Annotated in this window: 13 protein-coding genes and 1 tRNA gene; 10 read left to right on the top strand and 4 right to left on the bottom strand. The window is 49.2% G+C overall.

All coding sequences use genetic code 11. The features are described 5' to 3' along the window. Nucleotides 1-17: 17 nt before the first annotated feature. The 6 genes from K7P01_RS27575 (at nucleotide 18) to lpxB (ending at nucleotide 6,206) form a co-directional block, all read left to right on the top strand. Nucleotides 18-1,490 carry a SusD/RagB family nutrient-binding outer membrane lipoprotein gene (locus K7P01_RS27575; RefSeq protein ID WP_267297828.1) on the top strand — a complete coding sequence of 491 codons (1,473 nt, stop codon included), beginning with the start codon at nucleotides 18-20 and terminating at the stop codon, nucleotides 1,488-1,490. Nucleotides 1,491-1,523: 33 nt separating this feature from the next. After that, nucleotides 1,524-2,498, top strand: coding sequence for a hypothetical protein (locus K7P01_RS27570; RefSeq protein WP_267297827.1), 975 nt, complete (start codon nucleotides 1,524-1,526; stop codon nucleotides 2,496-2,498). A 19-nt stretch (nucleotides 2,499-2,517) separates the two neighbouring features. Then, nucleotides 2,518-3,711, top strand: a complete 1,194-nt coding sequence (locus K7P01_RS27565; RefSeq protein WP_267297826.1) for a Calx-beta domain-containing protein — start codon at nucleotides 2,518-2,520, stop codon at nucleotides 3,709-3,711. A 103-nt stretch (nucleotides 3,712-3,814) separates the two neighbouring features. Further along, the gene (locus tag K7P01_RS27560) at nucleotides 3,815-4,564 is read left to right on the top strand and encodes a hypothetical protein (RefSeq protein ID WP_267297825.1); all 750 of its coding nucleotides are present in this window, start codon (nucleotides 3,815-3,817) and stop codon (nucleotides 4,562-4,564) included. 63 nt (nucleotides 4,565-4,627) lie between these two features. Next, on the top strand, nucleotides 4,628-5,047 hold the full coding sequence (locus K7P01_RS27555) for a 6-pyruvoyl trahydropterin synthase family protein (protein ID WP_267297824.1): 420 nt from the start codon (nucleotides 4,628-4,630) through the stop codon (nucleotides 5,045-5,047). A 37-nt stretch (nucleotides 5,048-5,084) separates the two neighbouring features. Continuing rightward, nucleotides 5,085-6,206 carry a lipid-A-disaccharide synthase gene (gene lpxB / locus K7P01_RS27550; RefSeq protein WP_267297823.1) on the top strand — a complete coding sequence of 374 codons (1,122 nt, stop codon included), beginning with the start codon at nucleotides 5,085-5,087 and terminating at the stop codon, nucleotides 6,204-6,206. A gap of 5 nt (nucleotides 6,207-6,211) precedes the next feature. On the opposite strand, the gene clpX is transcribed toward lpxB, so the two are convergent. From clpX to K7P01_RS27530, 4 genes are all read right to left on the bottom strand, one after another. Next, nucleotides 6,212-7,447, bottom strand: a complete 1,236-nt coding sequence (gene clpX / locus K7P01_RS27545) for an ATP-dependent Clp protease ATP-binding subunit ClpX (protein WP_267297822.1) — start codon at nucleotides 7,445-7,447, stop codon at nucleotides 6,212-6,214. Nucleotides 7,448-7,544: 97 nt separating this feature from the next. After that, a complete protein-coding gene (locus K7P01_RS27540) occupies nucleotides 7,545-8,219 on the bottom strand; it encodes a ClpP family protease (protein WP_317987637.1) in 675 nt (224 codons plus the stop codon). A 216-nt stretch (nucleotides 8,220-8,435) separates the two neighbouring features. Further along, entirely contained in the window at nucleotides 8,436-9,782 is a 1,347-nt protein-coding gene (locus K7P01_RS27535; protein ID WP_267297821.1) for a trigger factor, read from the bottom strand. Between the two features lie 88 nt (nucleotides 9,783-9,870). Beyond that, a tRNA-Leu gene (locus tag K7P01_RS27530) sits at nucleotides 9,871-9,955 on the bottom strand. Between the two features lie 123 nt (nucleotides 9,956-10,078). Between K7P01_RS27530 and K7P01_RS27525 the strand changes: the two genes are divergently transcribed. The 4 genes from K7P01_RS27525 to K7P01_RS27510 all read left to right on the top strand — a co-directional run bounded on the left by K7P01_RS27525 (nucleotide 10,079) and on the right by K7P01_RS27510 (nucleotide 14,817). Continuing rightward, entirely contained in the window at nucleotides 10,079-12,292 is a 2,214-nt protein-coding gene (locus K7P01_RS27525) for a RelA/SpoT family protein (protein ID WP_267297820.1), read from the top strand. Between the two features lie 400 nt (nucleotides 12,293-12,692). Next, nucleotides 12,693-13,166 carry a Fur family transcriptional regulator gene (locus K7P01_RS27520; RefSeq protein WP_254086521.1) on the top strand — a complete coding sequence of 158 codons (474 nt, stop codon included), beginning with the start codon at nucleotides 12,693-12,695 and terminating at the stop codon, nucleotides 13,164-13,166. A 12-nt stretch (nucleotides 13,167-13,178) separates the two neighbouring features. Further along, nucleotides 13,179-13,508 carry an STAS domain-containing protein gene (locus tag K7P01_RS27515; protein ID WP_254086522.1) on the top strand — a complete coding sequence of 110 codons (330 nt, stop codon included), beginning with the start codon at nucleotides 13,179-13,181 and terminating at the stop codon, nucleotides 13,506-13,508. A gap of 28 nt (nucleotides 13,509-13,536) precedes the next feature. Then, nucleotides 13,537-14,817, top strand: coding sequence for an adenylosuccinate synthase (locus K7P01_RS27510; protein WP_267297819.1), 1,281 nt, complete (start codon nucleotides 13,537-13,539; stop codon nucleotides 14,815-14,817). The last annotated feature ends 321 nt before the right edge of the window (nucleotides 14,818-15,138 follow it).

Below are 15,138 nucleotides of genomic sequence, written 5' to 3'. Positions count from 1 at the left end.
TTAAACTGGATTTAGAGATGAACTTTCTGAATATAAAGAAATATATGGCAGGCGCTGCGCTCACAACGATGTTGGTGACCGCATGTACCGGCGATTTTGAAGAAATCAACGAGAACCCCAACGGTCCCGTTGTCATCCCGTCTCATCTGCACTTGCCGGCGATGATCGAGCAAACCGGTGACATCCTGTACGACATGTTCAACAGTGGTGACATGGGTGAAACCTGGATTCAACACTGGGCAAAAGTTCAGTACAATGATGAGGAACGTTATAACCCTCGGGTTACTTCCATCAATAACTGGTGGGACCAACTGTATGCACGTCCGCTGATGGACTCTAAGAAGATGTACCTGGCCGCTGTCGACGAGCAAAACAACGTAACCAAAGGTGTTGCGCTGATTTGGCAGACCTATGTGTTCTCCCTGCTGACCGATACATTTGGTGATATTCCGTACTCGGGTGCATTGCAGGCGGAAGAAGGCAAAACACTGCCGGTATATGACAAGCAGGAAGATATCTATCCGGCTATGGTTGACTCGCTGGAGGCAGCCGTAGGATACCTCGCTGGCGCGGGCACACTGCCGGCCGCGCAGGACATCCTTTACGGTGGTGATGTGACCAAGTGGACAAAGTTCGCAAACTCCTTGCGTGTACGTCTGTTGATGAGAATGTCAAATAAAGTGGATGTGGATGCTGAGATGCAAGCCATTGTAAATAGCGGAGCAATCTTTACTTCGAATGCTGACAACAGCCAACTGAACTACCGCGCCACCAACCCGAACGCAAATCCGGTTTGGAACAACGTAATCTTTACCACCCGTCTGGAGTGGAGAATTAACGAGACCCTCGTTACACTCATGGATGGTCTGAACGATCCCCGCCTGCCAGTATATGCGCAGCCGAATGACGACGATGAAATTCGTGGTGCTGCTCCTGGCGTTAACAACCCGACAGTGAACGGTTATGACTATGCTAACACGTCAATGATTGGCGAATACTTCCTGCAACCCAATACACCAGGTGTATTCATGGATTATGCTGAGCTGAACTTTCTACTGGCCGAGGCTGCTAAACTTGGCATTATCGGTGGTGGTGATGCTGCCGCTGCTGCTTACTACAATGCGGGTATTACAGCATCGTTCGATACCTTCAAAGGGTTCAAGAATGAGGATGGTTCTATTGTTAACCTCGTTGCTGCAGATTATCTCGCGATCCCCGGAGTAGCCTATGACGCTGCTGGCGGTCTGAACAAGATCTATACGCAGAAATACATTGCTCTGTACTTCCAGGGTATCGAGGCCTTCAGCGAATGGAGAAGAACGAAGGTTCCTGCATTGACCCCGGCTAGAGACCCGATCGGCATTACGCAAATCCCTTCCCGGTTTATTTATCCGTCCAATGAGCAAACGCTCAATGCAACCAACTATCAGGTTGCCGTTGGCAACATGGGCGGAGATTTGCTGACGTCAAAAGTGTGGTGGATGCAATAACAGGTGGTAGTACCTTTAAACGGAAAGAAAATTATGACAATCAATTTTAATAAGATACTTTGTTTCGTCGCTTTTTCCCTGACTGTGCTCTCGGCTTGTAACGAGTCGGAAGATCTCATCACGGAACATGCGCAGGAAGGGGGCTTGCTGACAGCAACGAGCGCTTCCATAAACTATGTAGTAGGAAATCCGGATGGTCCGTATACGATCGAGCTTTGGGTAAACCAGGGCCGCCAAAAAACCCGCACGGTAAATCTGTATAAGTCGTTCACTAAAACTGTTACCTGGGAAGTAACAGTCGGCGGCGAAACGAAAGATACCACCCGGACCTTTACTTCGAACGAGGTTCTAGCGGAAAGCATCGAGATCACCAATGACGAAGGCCACTTCATCACGTCTTCGTACGATTTCGACGAGTTGACGAAAGGTCTGACCGTTGGCTATCCCGACGGCACTACCGGTGCATTGCCTGACAGCGATACCGAATATCAAATCGGCGACCGTTGGGTGTTTCGTATTGAAAGCGTATTGGATGACGAGCGCGTAGTGCAACAGTCTTATACAGTAGGTATTAGCGTATCGACTCGTTATGCTGGTAAATACAGAGCGATCGTAGGTGAATATTACCGCCTTGGTGTGCCTACATACACCACATCAGACTGGCCGGAAGAAACCGTAATCGAATCGGTAGATGCAACAACCTACCGTGTGGTAGAATATTTGGGTGCAAAAGCCTTTACAGGAAACACCTGGTATTTCCAAATCATCAACGGTGTGATCACCTATCCTGATAAGACGCCTACAGGCGATGATCAAGTAGGTAACGGTCAGCCATTCATCGATTGTGAGTCCAACCCGGTAGACATGGACGATGTACATTGTGGTTCGAGCAACTTCGTAACGAATTCGCCCGACGGAAAAGACCGTCTGACGATGTCGTTCGGTTACTTCACCGCCGGCTCAGGTCCCCGTACTTTCTATCATGTGCTCGAGAAGATTGTTGAATAAGGCTTAACCTATCAGAATTATGAAGAAATTATATAGTAAATATATATCCCTCCTTGCCCTGGCGGTGGCCTTCGCGGCTTGTAGCGACGACGATAAGACGGGTGAAAGCATACTTACGCCGACCTCTCCGACGGTAAATATCACAATTGATCACCCGGAAGTTACGCTGCTGGAAAAAGACAGCACATTTGAATTCACCGTAACCCTCAGCACAGCGCAGATTGTCGACGTAGCAGTATATGTTAACGTAACCGGTGGCGATGCTACTGAAGGTTCCGATTTCACCTATACGAGCCTGCTGAAGATCCCGGCAAACCGGACTACGGCCAAAGGTCAGGTGAAGATTCTGGCGGATGAAGTGCCCGAAGATACCGAGACCCTGACCATCACCGTGGGTGATGCCAGAACAGAGAATGCCAGCATTACGCCACGCACGATATCGTTCACAATCCAGAACGTATCCAATGGCGATCTGCCGCTGGCGCTGAGCTGGGCAGGTGTATTGTTCGATGGTTCAGGTACTGAAATTGCTCCGACCGATATCGCTAACCTAATCTTCTATATCACAGACCCGAATGGCGACAGAGCGACTGTAAATGGCGCTGCGTTTGAGGAGGCTCTGCTGACGGAAGATCTCGATGATGGTGAGTACTTGCTGCAAGTGGGTATCGCTAGTGCGATTGATCCGGGTCAACTTGGAGAACTTCCTAAGCTTGATCTTACTCTGGAATATTCTCAGTTGGGTGTTCAAAACCCCGGTACACTGGAATTCCCGGCCGCCTTTGATCCGAGTTTCGTATGTGCCAACAACATCTACACACTGGCAAAAGTGGTGAAGAGCGGTTCTTCGTATGAGGTTGTTCGCGTAGGCGTGTCGGCAGATAAAGATCTGTCTGCGTATGCCGGAGACTATGACGCATTGGAGCCCGGATATGGTACCTACGATGTGAATTTCTCAGCGGGTTCTGCTCCTTATATCCTGGTGAATGACAACTTCTGGGATTCAGGTGTTGAGATCGAATACCACTCGGATGTTTGCGCGGGTGTAGGAGAGATAACAATTCCTTCACAAAATTTCGTGATCGGTGGAACAACCTATACCGTAACGGGCTCGGGTACATATACCGAAGGTGAAATTATTGTTGATTACGTTGTTAAGGCCGGAGCGGCAACGATCGATGCGAATACACACACCTTTACATTAAAACCATAAATACAGGGCGGCGAATCGTCGCTATGTAATCAAAGTATAAAAGGCTGACCTTGACGGTCAGCCTTTTTACAGTTATTATAGCATAGAGTTTTAAAGCATAGTTATGAGAAAGAAAGAAAGCTTATTTAGCTTATTGATTGTCTTCGCAGGGTTGATGCTGTCGCATACCAATATGTTTGGACAAGGCGTGGTCGGTGGCGCGCAGGCCAGCGGCATGGATATGAACACCGGCCCGTACGGCACGATTAAATCTTTTGGCTTTCCGGAGAAAGTCACTACCGGCAGCAAGTACCTGTATAAAACCTGGAAGGTCGGAACACTCGAGGTCGACGCCGGCGTCGTGAAAGAATATGGCATGAACATCGACCTCCAAAACGGCTACCTGGAGATCAACACCGATGTAGGTGTTCGCACGGTACCGATGAAAGCAGTCAAAACACTGACGATGGGCTTGGCGAACACACGCGACCTGCAGACATTTGTCGCTACCCAGAAGTATGGCGGAACGCAAGTGGGCGCAGCTGGCCTTTTTGAGATTTTGGTGCAGAACGATACCGAGACTACGTTGCTGAAATACTATTTCCTCGAAGTGAAAACAGGCAGCTACAACGCCGCGCTGGATATGGGCAACAACGAGACGAAGTACGTGGTGAAGAACAGATATTTCCTCTCTAAGAACGGTAAGTTGGTGGAGGTGTCGCCCAACAAGAAGAAATTCCTGGAATCCTTTTCAGGCGAAAACCGCGCCCAGGTAGAAGCCTTCCTGAAGGAGTCTAACGTGAAGCTCAAAGACCAGGAAGATATCGTTGCCGTTTGCAAATTCCTGAATGACCGGGATATTAGCCTGAATTAATAGGCCATCGTCGGCCGGTTGTTCAGGATTATTTCCAAAATTTGCAGGGAATTTCTGGAAATAATGATCTACATCTCCCGCAAGGAACATTTTAACGCCGCCCACAAGCTGTACAATCCGCAGTGGACACCTGAGAAAAATGCGGAGGTCTTTGGCCCCTGTGCCAACGAAAACTGGCACGGGCATAATTTTGAGCTAATTGTGACCGTAAAAGGCCATCCAGATCCCGAAACAGGCTTTGTGGTAGACCTTAAGCGCCTGAGCACGCTCATCCGCCGGGAGGTGATAGACAAGCTCGATCACAAGAACCTCAACCTCGACGTCGATTTTATGCAGGGCAAACTGGCCAGCTGCGAAACATTGACCCTCGAGATTTGGAAAATCCTGAACGCCCAGATACCTATCATTACAAAGTACGGTACCCTGCATTCACTCCGCTTGTACGAGACACCCCGGAATTATGTAGAGTACTTTGGCGAATAAATCGTAACTCGTACCCCGTTCATCAGTTCTATCAGCCATGCGATATTATATCATAGCGGGGGAGCGATCAGGCGATCTGCATGCTGGCAACCTCGTCCGGGCCATTCAACAGCGTGATCCACAAGCCGATTTTCAAGGTTTTGGTGGCGACTACATGGAGTCGGGTGGGGTGAAGCTCACAGTGCACTATCGCGACCTGGCCTTTATGGGCCTGGTAGAGATTCTCACGAACCTGAATAGGATATCACGTTATATTGGAAAGTGCAAGGCGGATATCATCGCGTACAAGCCTGATGTGATCATTCTGGTAGATTACGGAGGCTTTAACCGCCGGATTGCCAAATTTGGCAAGAAGACGGGCATTCCGGTATTTTACTATATACCTCCCAAAGTATGGGCCTGGTATCAGCGCCGGGCGTTGGAGCTGAAAGCGAATGTAGACCAGCTATTTGTCATCCTGCCCTTTGAGAAGGAGTTCTTTAAACGGTTTGACTGGGAGGTAGACTATGTCGGCAATCCCGTCCTGGACGCCGTAAAAGCGCATACACACGATCCTACGTTTCTGGAGCGTAACCAGCTTGAAGGTAAGACGCCACTGGTTGCTTTGTTGCCTGGCAGTCGCCGACAGGAGTTACGCTCTATCATTCCACTCATGGCAGCGGTTATTGAGAAATTCCCGGGGCGCCAGTTTGCCGTGGCCGCTGTATCAAACCTGGATAAATCACTATATGCTCCGTTGCGGCAGTATCCAAACGTCACGTTTATCTTTGAGGATACCTATAATCTATTGCAGCATGCATCCGCCGCGATCGTAACGTCAGGCACGGCAACGCTTGAAACAGCTTTGTTCCGCGTGCCCCAGGTAGTGGTGTATAAGGCAAGCCCCATCTCGTACTGGCTGGTAAAACAGGTCATTCGTGTAGCCTACATATCCCTGGTAAACCTGATTGCCGACAAGGAAGTGGTAAAGGAGATGATCCAAGGGGCAGCCAATCCAGACGATGTCTCAGCGGAGCTCACGCGCATGTTAGACAATATGCCCTACCGGGAGAACATGCTCATAGAATACGATCGGATTATCAGGATCCTGGACACAGGGTCGGCGTCCGACAATGCGGCGCAGCTGATGATACAGTACTTAAAGAAAGCCGGAAAGTAGCCCGGTTAGGCTACTTTCAGCTTGCTGTAATGTGATTTGCTAAATTTCTCTTCCGCGTACGCGCGGTTGATCACCAGCCTGTCGGTATTCTTCTCAGACGGAAGCTCGAACATGGCGTCGTTGATGATGGCTTCGCAGATGCTGCGTAGACCACGAGCCCCCAGCTTAAACTCCATGGCTTTCTCGACGATAAAGTCGATGGCGCCATCTTTGAATTCGAGCTCGATGCTTTCCATGTCGAACAGCTTGCGGTATTGTTTGATGAGCGCGTTTTTGGGCTCCGTCAAAATCTTACGCAGGGCGTCGGTGTCCAGCGGGTTCAGGTAGGACACCACTGGCAGACGGCCAATGAGCTCGGGAATCAGGCCGAAGCTCTTGAGATCCTGTGCTGTTATAAACTGCAACAGGTTGTCTTTGTTGATATCGGCAGGATGCAGGCCATCGAGACCAGCCACAAAGCCCAATGGGCGTGTATTGAGGCGGTTACCGATAAAGCGGGAAATACCTTCAAATGCACCGCCGCAGATGAACAGAATGTTCTCCGTGTTGACAGTAATCATTTTCTGATCAGGGTGTTTCCGTCCGCCTTGCGGTGGCACGTTCACGGCAGTACCTTCCAGAAGCTTCAGCAGCGCCTGTTGCACGCCTTCGCCGCTTACATCGCGGGTGATGGAAGGGTTGTCCGATTTACGCGCGATCTTATCGATCTCGTCGATATAAACAATGCCTCGCTCTGCAGCTTCGACGTTGTAGTCGGCGGACTGGAGCAGGCGTGTTAAAATGCTTTCTACGTCTTCACCAACATAACCGGCTTCGGTCAGCACGGTGGCGTCGGCAATACAGAACGGAACTTGCAGCATCTTGGCCAGTGTGCGGGCCAGGTACGTTTTACCCGTACCGGTCTCACCGACCATGATGATGTTCGATTTCTCGATGGTTACATCGTTGTCAAGCTTACGCTGCATCAACCGCTTGTAATGGTTGTATACCGCTACCGACATGATCTTCTTAGCTTCATCCTGACCGATGACGTATTCGTCCAGGAACTTCTTGATCTCGATCGGTTTGATCAGCTTGAAATTGGGCGAAAAGCCCGCTTCCGTCTTGCTTTTCTTCTCTTCGCTGAGGATCTGGTTCGCCTGCGTCACACATTTGTCGCAAATGTGCGCGTGGATGCCAGAGATCATCAGGTCAACATCTTTTTTACTTCTTCCGCAAAATGAGCAGGTAACTTCAGCCATGTTTTGTAGAGATTAGCAATGTGCAAATGTGCGCATTGGGTCTTTCAAAAATACCCAATAGTTAGCACATCTGCACAGTGACAAATCTGCCTTTAAATTAGATTTTCTTACGTTCCAGAACTTCGTCGATCAGGCCATATTCCTTGGCCTCCGAGGCGCGCATCCAGTAGTCACGATCAGAATCTTTCTCGATTTTCTCGTATTTGGCGCCGCTATGCTTGGCCAGGATGTTATACAGGTCCTTTTTCACTTCCAGGGTCTGCCGCAATGAAATTTCCATATCCGAAGCCTGACCTTGCATGCCGCTCATGGGCTGGTGAATCATGACGCGCGCATGGGGCAGAGCAGAGCGTTTTTTAGCAGCACCCGCTGTCAGCAGCACGGCACCCATCGACGCTGCCAGGCCTGTACAGATGGTTGCAACATCAGGGTTTACATATTGCATGGTATCATAGATACCGAGGCCGGCATACACGGAACCACCGGGGCTGTTGATGTACATGATGATGTCTTTCTTCGGATCCGAAGATTCGAGGAAAAGCAGTTGGGCAGTGATCAGGTTGGCGATTTGGTCGTCAATACCCATTCCCAGGAAAATAATACGGTCAGAAATAAGACGCGTAAAGACATCGATCGCCCGGAAGTTGCCCGGCCGCTCTTCGATCACATACTGCGTCATGTTTTGGATTTGCTGCGCATAGCTGTCAACGGTATTACCGCTCATGCCCATGTGGTGCACTGCGTACTTTCTGAATTCATTGTTATACTGCATAGTCAATTATGAAAATAATTACATTTTGGAGGTCGGAAATTATAGTAATCTTAGGCATCCAAGGTCACAAATCCAACCCTTTCGATCCTTTAACCCATTTAAAGCAAAAATGGTTTTAATTCCCTCCCGGCGGCGGAATTAAAACCATAGTCGCATGACTGGCGCGCTTTATTGCAGTCGTCCGCAACGGCTGCTACCAGCCTGAATACGTATCGATTAGTGTTTGTGCTCTTCGACGATCTTCTTGAACTCGTCTGCTGACACTTTTTTCTCCTGTACTGTAATGCTCTCCCGGATCAGCTTCATGATCTTCTCGCCGCGAAGCTGGTTGTAAAGGCGCATGAAGTTCTGGCCGTTCTCGCTTTGTAAATAATTGTCAGCGATGGCATCCATACGGTCACCCAGCTGGGCCGCAAACTGCTGGCCGCCAAACTGTGCCAGGATCATTTCTTTCGCTTTCCCGCGAACTTCTTCCGACTCTACCGTGATCTGCTTGTCTTCGGCAATTTTGTTTTTCACCAGGTCCCACTTCAGGCCGCGCGCGTACGCATCAAACTCTTTTGCGAGTACATCATCCGTTACCTGACCGTTGCTGGTCGACTTCAACCAGTTCTTCAGGAACTCCGCCGGCATCTCAATCTTCGTGTTATCGAGATAATAGTCTTCAATGTGGTGGTCGAGGAAGTGTTCGGACTCACGCTTGTAATTCTCGGCGATCGTTTCCTTCACCTTCTGAATGAAATCAGCTTCTGTCGTCACTACGCCAGGGCCGAAAACACGATCAAAAAGCTCGGTGTTGACAGCCGCGGGCTCGTTATGACTGATGTTGGTAACCTTAAAAATATAGGTTCCTTTGGCGCTTTTAGCTTCTTCTGCCGGAATGCCGAGTAGTTGGCCGGTAAGACCTTCGTCCGCAAAAAGCTTACTTACTTCAAACTCTACTTCTTCATCTTTCTTCACGCCAACAAACCTGGCTTGCTCTTTCTTATTGACTTTGTCCAGTTGCAGGAAAGCGTATTCTTTTTTGAAGTCGCCGTCTTTCGCGCGAAGCTCACCTGTCAGGTTATCTTCTGCACCGGCAGCCTCGGGGTAGGTCATATTGCCAAAGCGGTTTTTCAGATCGGCGATCGTTTCGTCCATCACCTTATCATCTACTGTAATGGTGTAGCCTTGAACTTTTACGCTGGGAGAAAGATCGTAGGTGAAATCTTCCACCATCCCAATCTGATATTCGAACTCAAAATCACGCTGCGTATCCCAGTCAATGCCGCTGGCCTTTTCTTGATTGGGCAGGGGCTCGCCCAGAATGCGAAGCTTATTTTCTTTAATGTAGTCTGAAAGCTTGTTGGACAGGAGATGGTTGATCTCGTCTACCAGAATGGATTTACCGAACATCTTCTTGACCACTCCGGTAGGCACTTTGCCCTGACGAAAGCCTTTGATATTCGCTTTGCGCGAATAATCTTTCAGCTTTTCTTCCACACGGGGTTGATAATCACCTTCGGTTAATCTAATTTTAATTAGACCTTCAGTGCTGTTCTTTTTGTTCAGAGTTATTTCCAAAGCTTAAAACGTTTGATTGTTTACCTTTCCAGAGAAACCAAGAACCCTCTCTGCCCGCGCTTTTGTTAACGAACAGTGAGGGTTCAGCTGGTCCGGATGGAGGGACTCGAACCCCCACGCCTTTCGGCACCAGATCCTAAGTCTGGCACGGCTACCAATTACGCCACATCCGGAAAATGAGGCCGCAAATTTATGGAATATTCGCAAATAAAGAATAGTTTACGTTTTTTATTCACAAAGAGCTTACAAAAGAGGAAAAAACCTCGTTTATTAGTTCAAATCAGGGATTTCAGAAGATGGTAATCGACACGGAGCAGGAGAAAAAAGAGATCATCAGCCGATACAGAAGATTACTACGCAAGGCTAAGCCCATTCTAAAGGATGAGGACGCCAAATTGATCAAAAAGGCTTTTACACTGTCGCTGGATGCTCACAAAGACATGCGCCGCAAGTCTGGAGAGCCCTTTATTTTCCATCCCCTGGCGGTAGCCGAGATTTGCGTGGAAGAAATCGGTCTGGGTACAACCTCGATCATTGCCGCCCTCATGCACGACGTTGTCGAAGACACCGACATCGAGCTGATCGACATCGAGCGCATGTTTGGCAAAAAAATCGCCAAGATCATCGATGGTCTGACCAAAATCCGAGGTGTTTTTGAATACGGCACCTCGCAACAAGCGGAAAACTTCCGTAAAATGCTGTTCACCCTGTCGGAAGACGTGCGGGTGATCCTCATCAAGCTGGCCGATCGCTTGCACAACATGCGCACGCTCGACAGCATGCCCCGCCAGAAACAGCTAAAGGTTGCCAACGAGACCATTTATCTCTACGCTCCCCTGGCACACCGCCTGGGGCTAAATGCCATCAAAACCGAGCTGGAAGATCTCTACCTGCGCTTTACGGATCGGCCTATATACCAGTCCATTGCGCAGCAGATCGATGCCACCAGGTTCGCCCGGAACAAGTTTATCAAACAGTTCGTGGTGCCCATCAAAGAAGAGCTCGACAAGCTCTCCATCGAATACGACATCAAAGGGCGTCCCAAGTCCATTCATTCGATCTGGAATAAGATGCGCAAGCAAAACATCCCCTTTGAGGAGGTGTACGACCTGTTTGCCATCCGCATCATACTCGACACCACAATGGAGCATGAAAAAGCGCTCTGTTGGCAGGTGTATTCGATTGTGACAGACTACTACACCCCCAACCCCGATCGCCTGCGTGACTGGATCAGCACCCCAAAAGCGAACGGCTACGAGTCGCTACACACTACCGTTATGGCCAAAAACGGGCAATGGGTGGAAGTGCAGATCCGCAGCAAACGAATGGACGAAATCGCGGAAAAAGGCTACGCTGCTCACTGGAAATACAAAGACACCAATACGACCGCCGAATCGAACCTCGAAAAGTGGTTGGCTCGCGTACGCGACCTGCTGGAACAAAACAATCACAGTGCGCTCGACTTTGTCGACGATTTCCGCGGCAATTTGTTCAGCGACGAGGTCTTTGTGTTCACCCCCAAGGGCGAGCTGAAAACATTGCCCTACGGTGCGACAGCGCTGGATTTTGCGTTCGAAATCCATACCCAGGTGGGGTCCAAATGCATCGGCGCCAAAGTGAACAATAAGCTGGTGCCGATCAACTATGTGCTGAAGAACGGCGACCAGATTGAGATCCTGACCTCTGCCAAGCAACGCCCCCACGAGGACTGGCTGCGGTTTGTTGTGAGTTCCAAGGCCAAGTCGCGCATAAAAGACGAGCTCAAAGAAGACAAAAGGAAATCGGCCGAAGAGGGCAAGGAGATTTTACTCCGCAAGCTTCGCCAGCTAAAAGAAGAGCCCACGCAGCAATTTATGGAGCAGCTGCGTGAGCATTTTAAAGTGCCCGCCAACTTTGAATTGTATTACCGTGTCGGCCGTGGTTTTATCACCGCGGCCGACATCAAAAAATTTATTGAGAACAAACCGTCCTCGCCCATTAAAAGCAGGCCCAATCTGCAGGTGGCCGATGCGAAGACCGTCGAGCAGGAAATCACCAAGAAAGGCCGCTACGACGACATTCTGTTGGTAGGCGAGGACATGGACGTGGTGGACTACAAGCTGGCTAAATGCTGTACGCCCATCCCCGGCGACGACGTCTTTGGCTTTGTGACCGTGTCCGAAGGCATCAAAATACACCGCACCAACTGTCCGAATGCGCCCGAGCTTCTGTCGCACCACGGCAACCGGGTCGTAAAAGCCAAGTGGACGTCCCAGCACGAGGTGGCGTTCCTCACCGGCCTGAAAATCCGCGGCACTGACCGCGTGGGCCTCATCAATGACGTCTCCAAAATCATTTCCGAAGAGCTGAAAGTGAACATGAGCTCTATGTCCATTCACACCGATTCCGGCATTTTTGAGGGCGAAATCATGCTTTATGTAAACGATACCCGCCATTTGGAGCAGCTGATTGAGAAGTTGCGGAGTGTGGAGGGGGTTGTGAAGGTAAGCCGTTTCGATTCCAAGGAATAGTACGATTTCCCGCGTAGGGGATATGTCAGGGATAGGTGAAGGATAGCTATGGTATAGCTTTGATACGGGTAATGTACGGCTTTAGTACGGCCTTGATACGGGTAAACCCCGGGGTTATAGCATAGATATTGCATACATAAAGCATATGTAAAGCATAGATAAGCCAGCATTAAGGAGCGCTGCTTTATCTATGCTTTATCTCTGGAGAGGCAGTGCCTCCACGATGTCGTCAGGGTGCCTTTGCCACAGGAAAGCCCGCAATCATTCCATTGATGCTCCCCAGTCTTCCTCTCCAAGATCCACTAAAACCCTGTAATACAACCTTTTTGGCCAAAAGTCTACGTCTAAGAAAGCTAAATTGGCATATCGCTGAAACTTGATTATTTTTGCCCGTTAATTCATGGCACTAAATCCGAAATTATACGACGAGGTCAGGAAGATCTTTACGGCCTACCTGGAAAACAAGGAGCTTCGCAAGACGCCTGAACGGTACGCCATACTCGAGGAAATTTACACCCGCGATGGCCACTTTGATGTAGAGTCTCTTTACATCAGCATGAAGAATAAGAACTACCGTGTAAGCCGGGCGACTGTTTACAACACGCTCGACTTGCTGGTGGAATGCGACCTGGTTAGTAAACACCAGTTTGGAAAGAACCTGGCGCAATACGAAAAATCGTATGGCTTCAAACAGCACGATCACCTGATCTGCACAGAATGTCACAAAGTGGTGGAGTTTTGCGATCCCCGTATTCAAAACATTCAAAACACCGTGGAGGAGATCCTCCATTTCAACGTGATGCACCATTCGTTGATTCTGTACGCTGCCTGCACCAAAGTGGATTGTGAGCATCGCCAGGCGGCTTCAAACTAAGCACAATACACTATGAACTTTAATCACCAAATAAACGGTAGCAAACTGTCCATACGCCTGTCGGGTGACCTGATCGGCGAAGATAATGGCGCTGCTGTCATCGAGATCGTCAATAACGCCATACAGGAAAAAGCGCTGACGTGCATCATCGATATTTCCGAGCTGCGCTATATCAACAGCACTGGCATTGGCGTGCTCATCACCATTCTCACGAAGTTCCGCAACAAAGGCGGTGAGGTTTACCTCATGAAGCCGTCGGAAAACGTGCAGAAGCTGTTGGTCATTACCAAGCTCAACGCCATCTTCCAGATCATACAGTCGGAAGCAGAAATCGCAAAATAATTTATCAGATCAATAAGAAATTTCACGGATGTCTAAGGTAGATGTTTTATTGGGCCTTCAATGGGGAGACGAAGGCAAAGGGAAGATCGTTGACGTACTGGCCCCCAAGTACGATGTGGTCGCCCGGTTCCAGGGTGGCCCCAACGCAGGCCATACACTGGAGTTCGATGGCATCAAACATGTGCTGCATCAAATTCCCTCCGGCATTTTCCGTGAGACCACCCGCAACGTTATCGGTAATGGCGTGGTACTCGATGCGGTGATCTTTAAAGCCGAAATCGAAAAATTGGCCAAGTTCAACCTGAACGTCAAAAAGAATCTTTTCATTTCTAAGAAGGCTACGTTGATCTTGCCCACGCACCGGCTATTGGACGCGGCCTATGAAAAAGCGAAAGGCGAAAACAAGATCGGCTCGACCTTAAAGGGTATTGGGCCCACGTACCAGGACAAGATCGGTCGGCAAGGCTTGCGGGTAGGGGATATCCTCTCGGCTGATTTCAAAGACCGTCTGAAACGCCTCACGGACGTGCACTTCAAGATCTTGAAAGATCACGATGTGACCTACAACTGGGCGGAGCTGGAAGCACAATTCCTGGATGCCGTGCAATTCCTGAAAGAATTTAACCTCATTGAAAGCGAATATTTCCTGAACCGCGAGCTGAAGGCAGGATCGTCGATCCTGGCGGAAGGCGCGCAGGGAGCGTTGCTCGACATCGACTTTGGTAGTTACCCGTTTGTAACAAGCTCTAATACAGTGACCGCCGGCGCTTGTACCGGCCTGGGTATTGCACCGCGTCACATCGGCGAGGTGTATGGCATCTTTAAGGCCTATAGCACCCGCGTTGGCGGCGGTCCGTTCCCAACAGAATTGTTGGATACCGACGGCGAGGCTATGCGCAAAGAGGGCAATGAGTTTGGTTCTACGACAGGACGTGCACGTCGCTGTGGCTGGATCGACCTGCCATCGTTAAAATATTCCATCATGATTAATGGCGTGACGCAATTATTGATGATGAAAGCGGACGTACTAAGTATATTCCCGACTATCAAAGTTTGTACTCATTACGAGTTAAAAGACGGTTCTGTGACGGATATGATCCCCTATGAGATCGTGCACGAAAAAATCTCACCAGTTTATACAGAAATAAAAGGGTGGGGCACGGACCTGCGTCAATCAAAAGAAAATTTCCCGGCGGAGCTAAACGACTATATAAAGCTTCTGGAAACAGAGCTGAATGTTCCTATTACATTGGTGTCGACAGGGCCTGATCGTACACAGACCATACACCGTTCGCTCGTCACTGTGTAATTTTTTTCGCAGGGTATTTGCAAAACGAAAAACACCTGCTACATTTGCATCCCCAATCGCTAGAAGAGCGGCGGGGATGCAGAAGGCGAAGGCTGAGAAAGCAGAAAAATAGACTTGACGTATTGAGGAATTCTGGTTGGAATGGAAGTGAATTAGGCCTTGAAAGAGGTTTAAAAAAAGAAAAAAAGATTTAGCCAGAAAGTTGCAAAGAGAAAAAAGCTTCTTACCTTTGCACTCCCAAAACGAAAGAGGGCTTCGAAAATCGGAAGGGTTATCGAAGAGAGATTGAAAGGTTAAGAAACTGTGAAAGGTTTACGACCA

Origin of the sequence: Parachryseolinea silvisoli (assembly GCF_021190955.1) — a bacterium.
In the GTDB taxonomy this organism is placed as follows: Bacteria; Bacteroidota; Bacteroidia; order Cytophagales; family Cyclobacteriaceae; genus Ohtaekwangia; species Ohtaekwangia silvisoli.
The sequence above is the reverse complement of the archived record's forward strand: the minus strand, read 5'-3'. Positions and strand labels throughout refer to the sequence as shown.

Bases quoted from the DNA above. Each gene is read 5' to 3' on its own strand.
- clpX (WP_267297822.1), bottom strand. From the start codon at position 7,447: ATGGCTGAAGTTACCTGCTCATTTTGCGGAAGAAGTAAAAAAGATGTT.
- lpxB (WP_267297823.1), top strand. From the start codon at position 5,085: ATGCGATATTATATCATAGCGGGGGAGCGATCAGGCGATCTGCATGCT.
- K7P01_RS27540 (WP_317987637.1), bottom strand. From the start codon at position 8,219: ATGCAGTATAACAATGAATTCAGAAAGTACGCAGTGCACCACATGGGC.
- K7P01_RS27510 (WP_267297819.1), top strand. From the start codon at position 13,537: ATGTCTAAGGTAGATGTTTTATTGGGCCTTCAATGGGGAGACGAAGGC.
- K7P01_RS27575 (WP_267297828.1), top strand. From the start codon at position 18: ATGAACTTTCTGAATATAAAGAAATATATGGCAGGCGCTGCGCTCACA.
- K7P01_RS27515 (WP_254086522.1), top strand. From the start codon at position 13,179: ATGAACTTTAATCACCAAATAAACGGTAGCAAACTGTCCATACGCCTG.
- K7P01_RS27570 (WP_267297827.1), top strand. From the start codon at position 1,524: ATGACAATCAATTTTAATAAGATACTTTGTTTCGTCGCTTTTTCCCTG.
- K7P01_RS27560 (WP_267297825.1), top strand. From the start codon at position 3,815: ATGAGAAAGAAAGAAAGCTTATTTAGCTTATTGATTGTCTTCGCAGGG.
- K7P01_RS27565 (WP_267297826.1), top strand. From the start codon at position 2,518: ATGAAGAAATTATATAGTAAATATATATCCCTCCTTGCCCTGGCGGTG.
- K7P01_RS27525 (WP_267297820.1), top strand. From the start codon at position 10,079: ATGGTAATCGACACGGAGCAGGAGAAAAAAGAGATCATCAGCCGATAC.
- K7P01_RS27555 (WP_267297824.1), top strand. From the start codon at position 4,628: ATGATCTACATCTCCCGCAAGGAACATTTTAACGCCGCCCACAAGCTG.
- K7P01_RS27520 (WP_254086521.1), top strand. From the start codon at position 12,693: ATGGCACTAAATCCGAAATTATACGACGAGGTCAGGAAGATCTTTACG.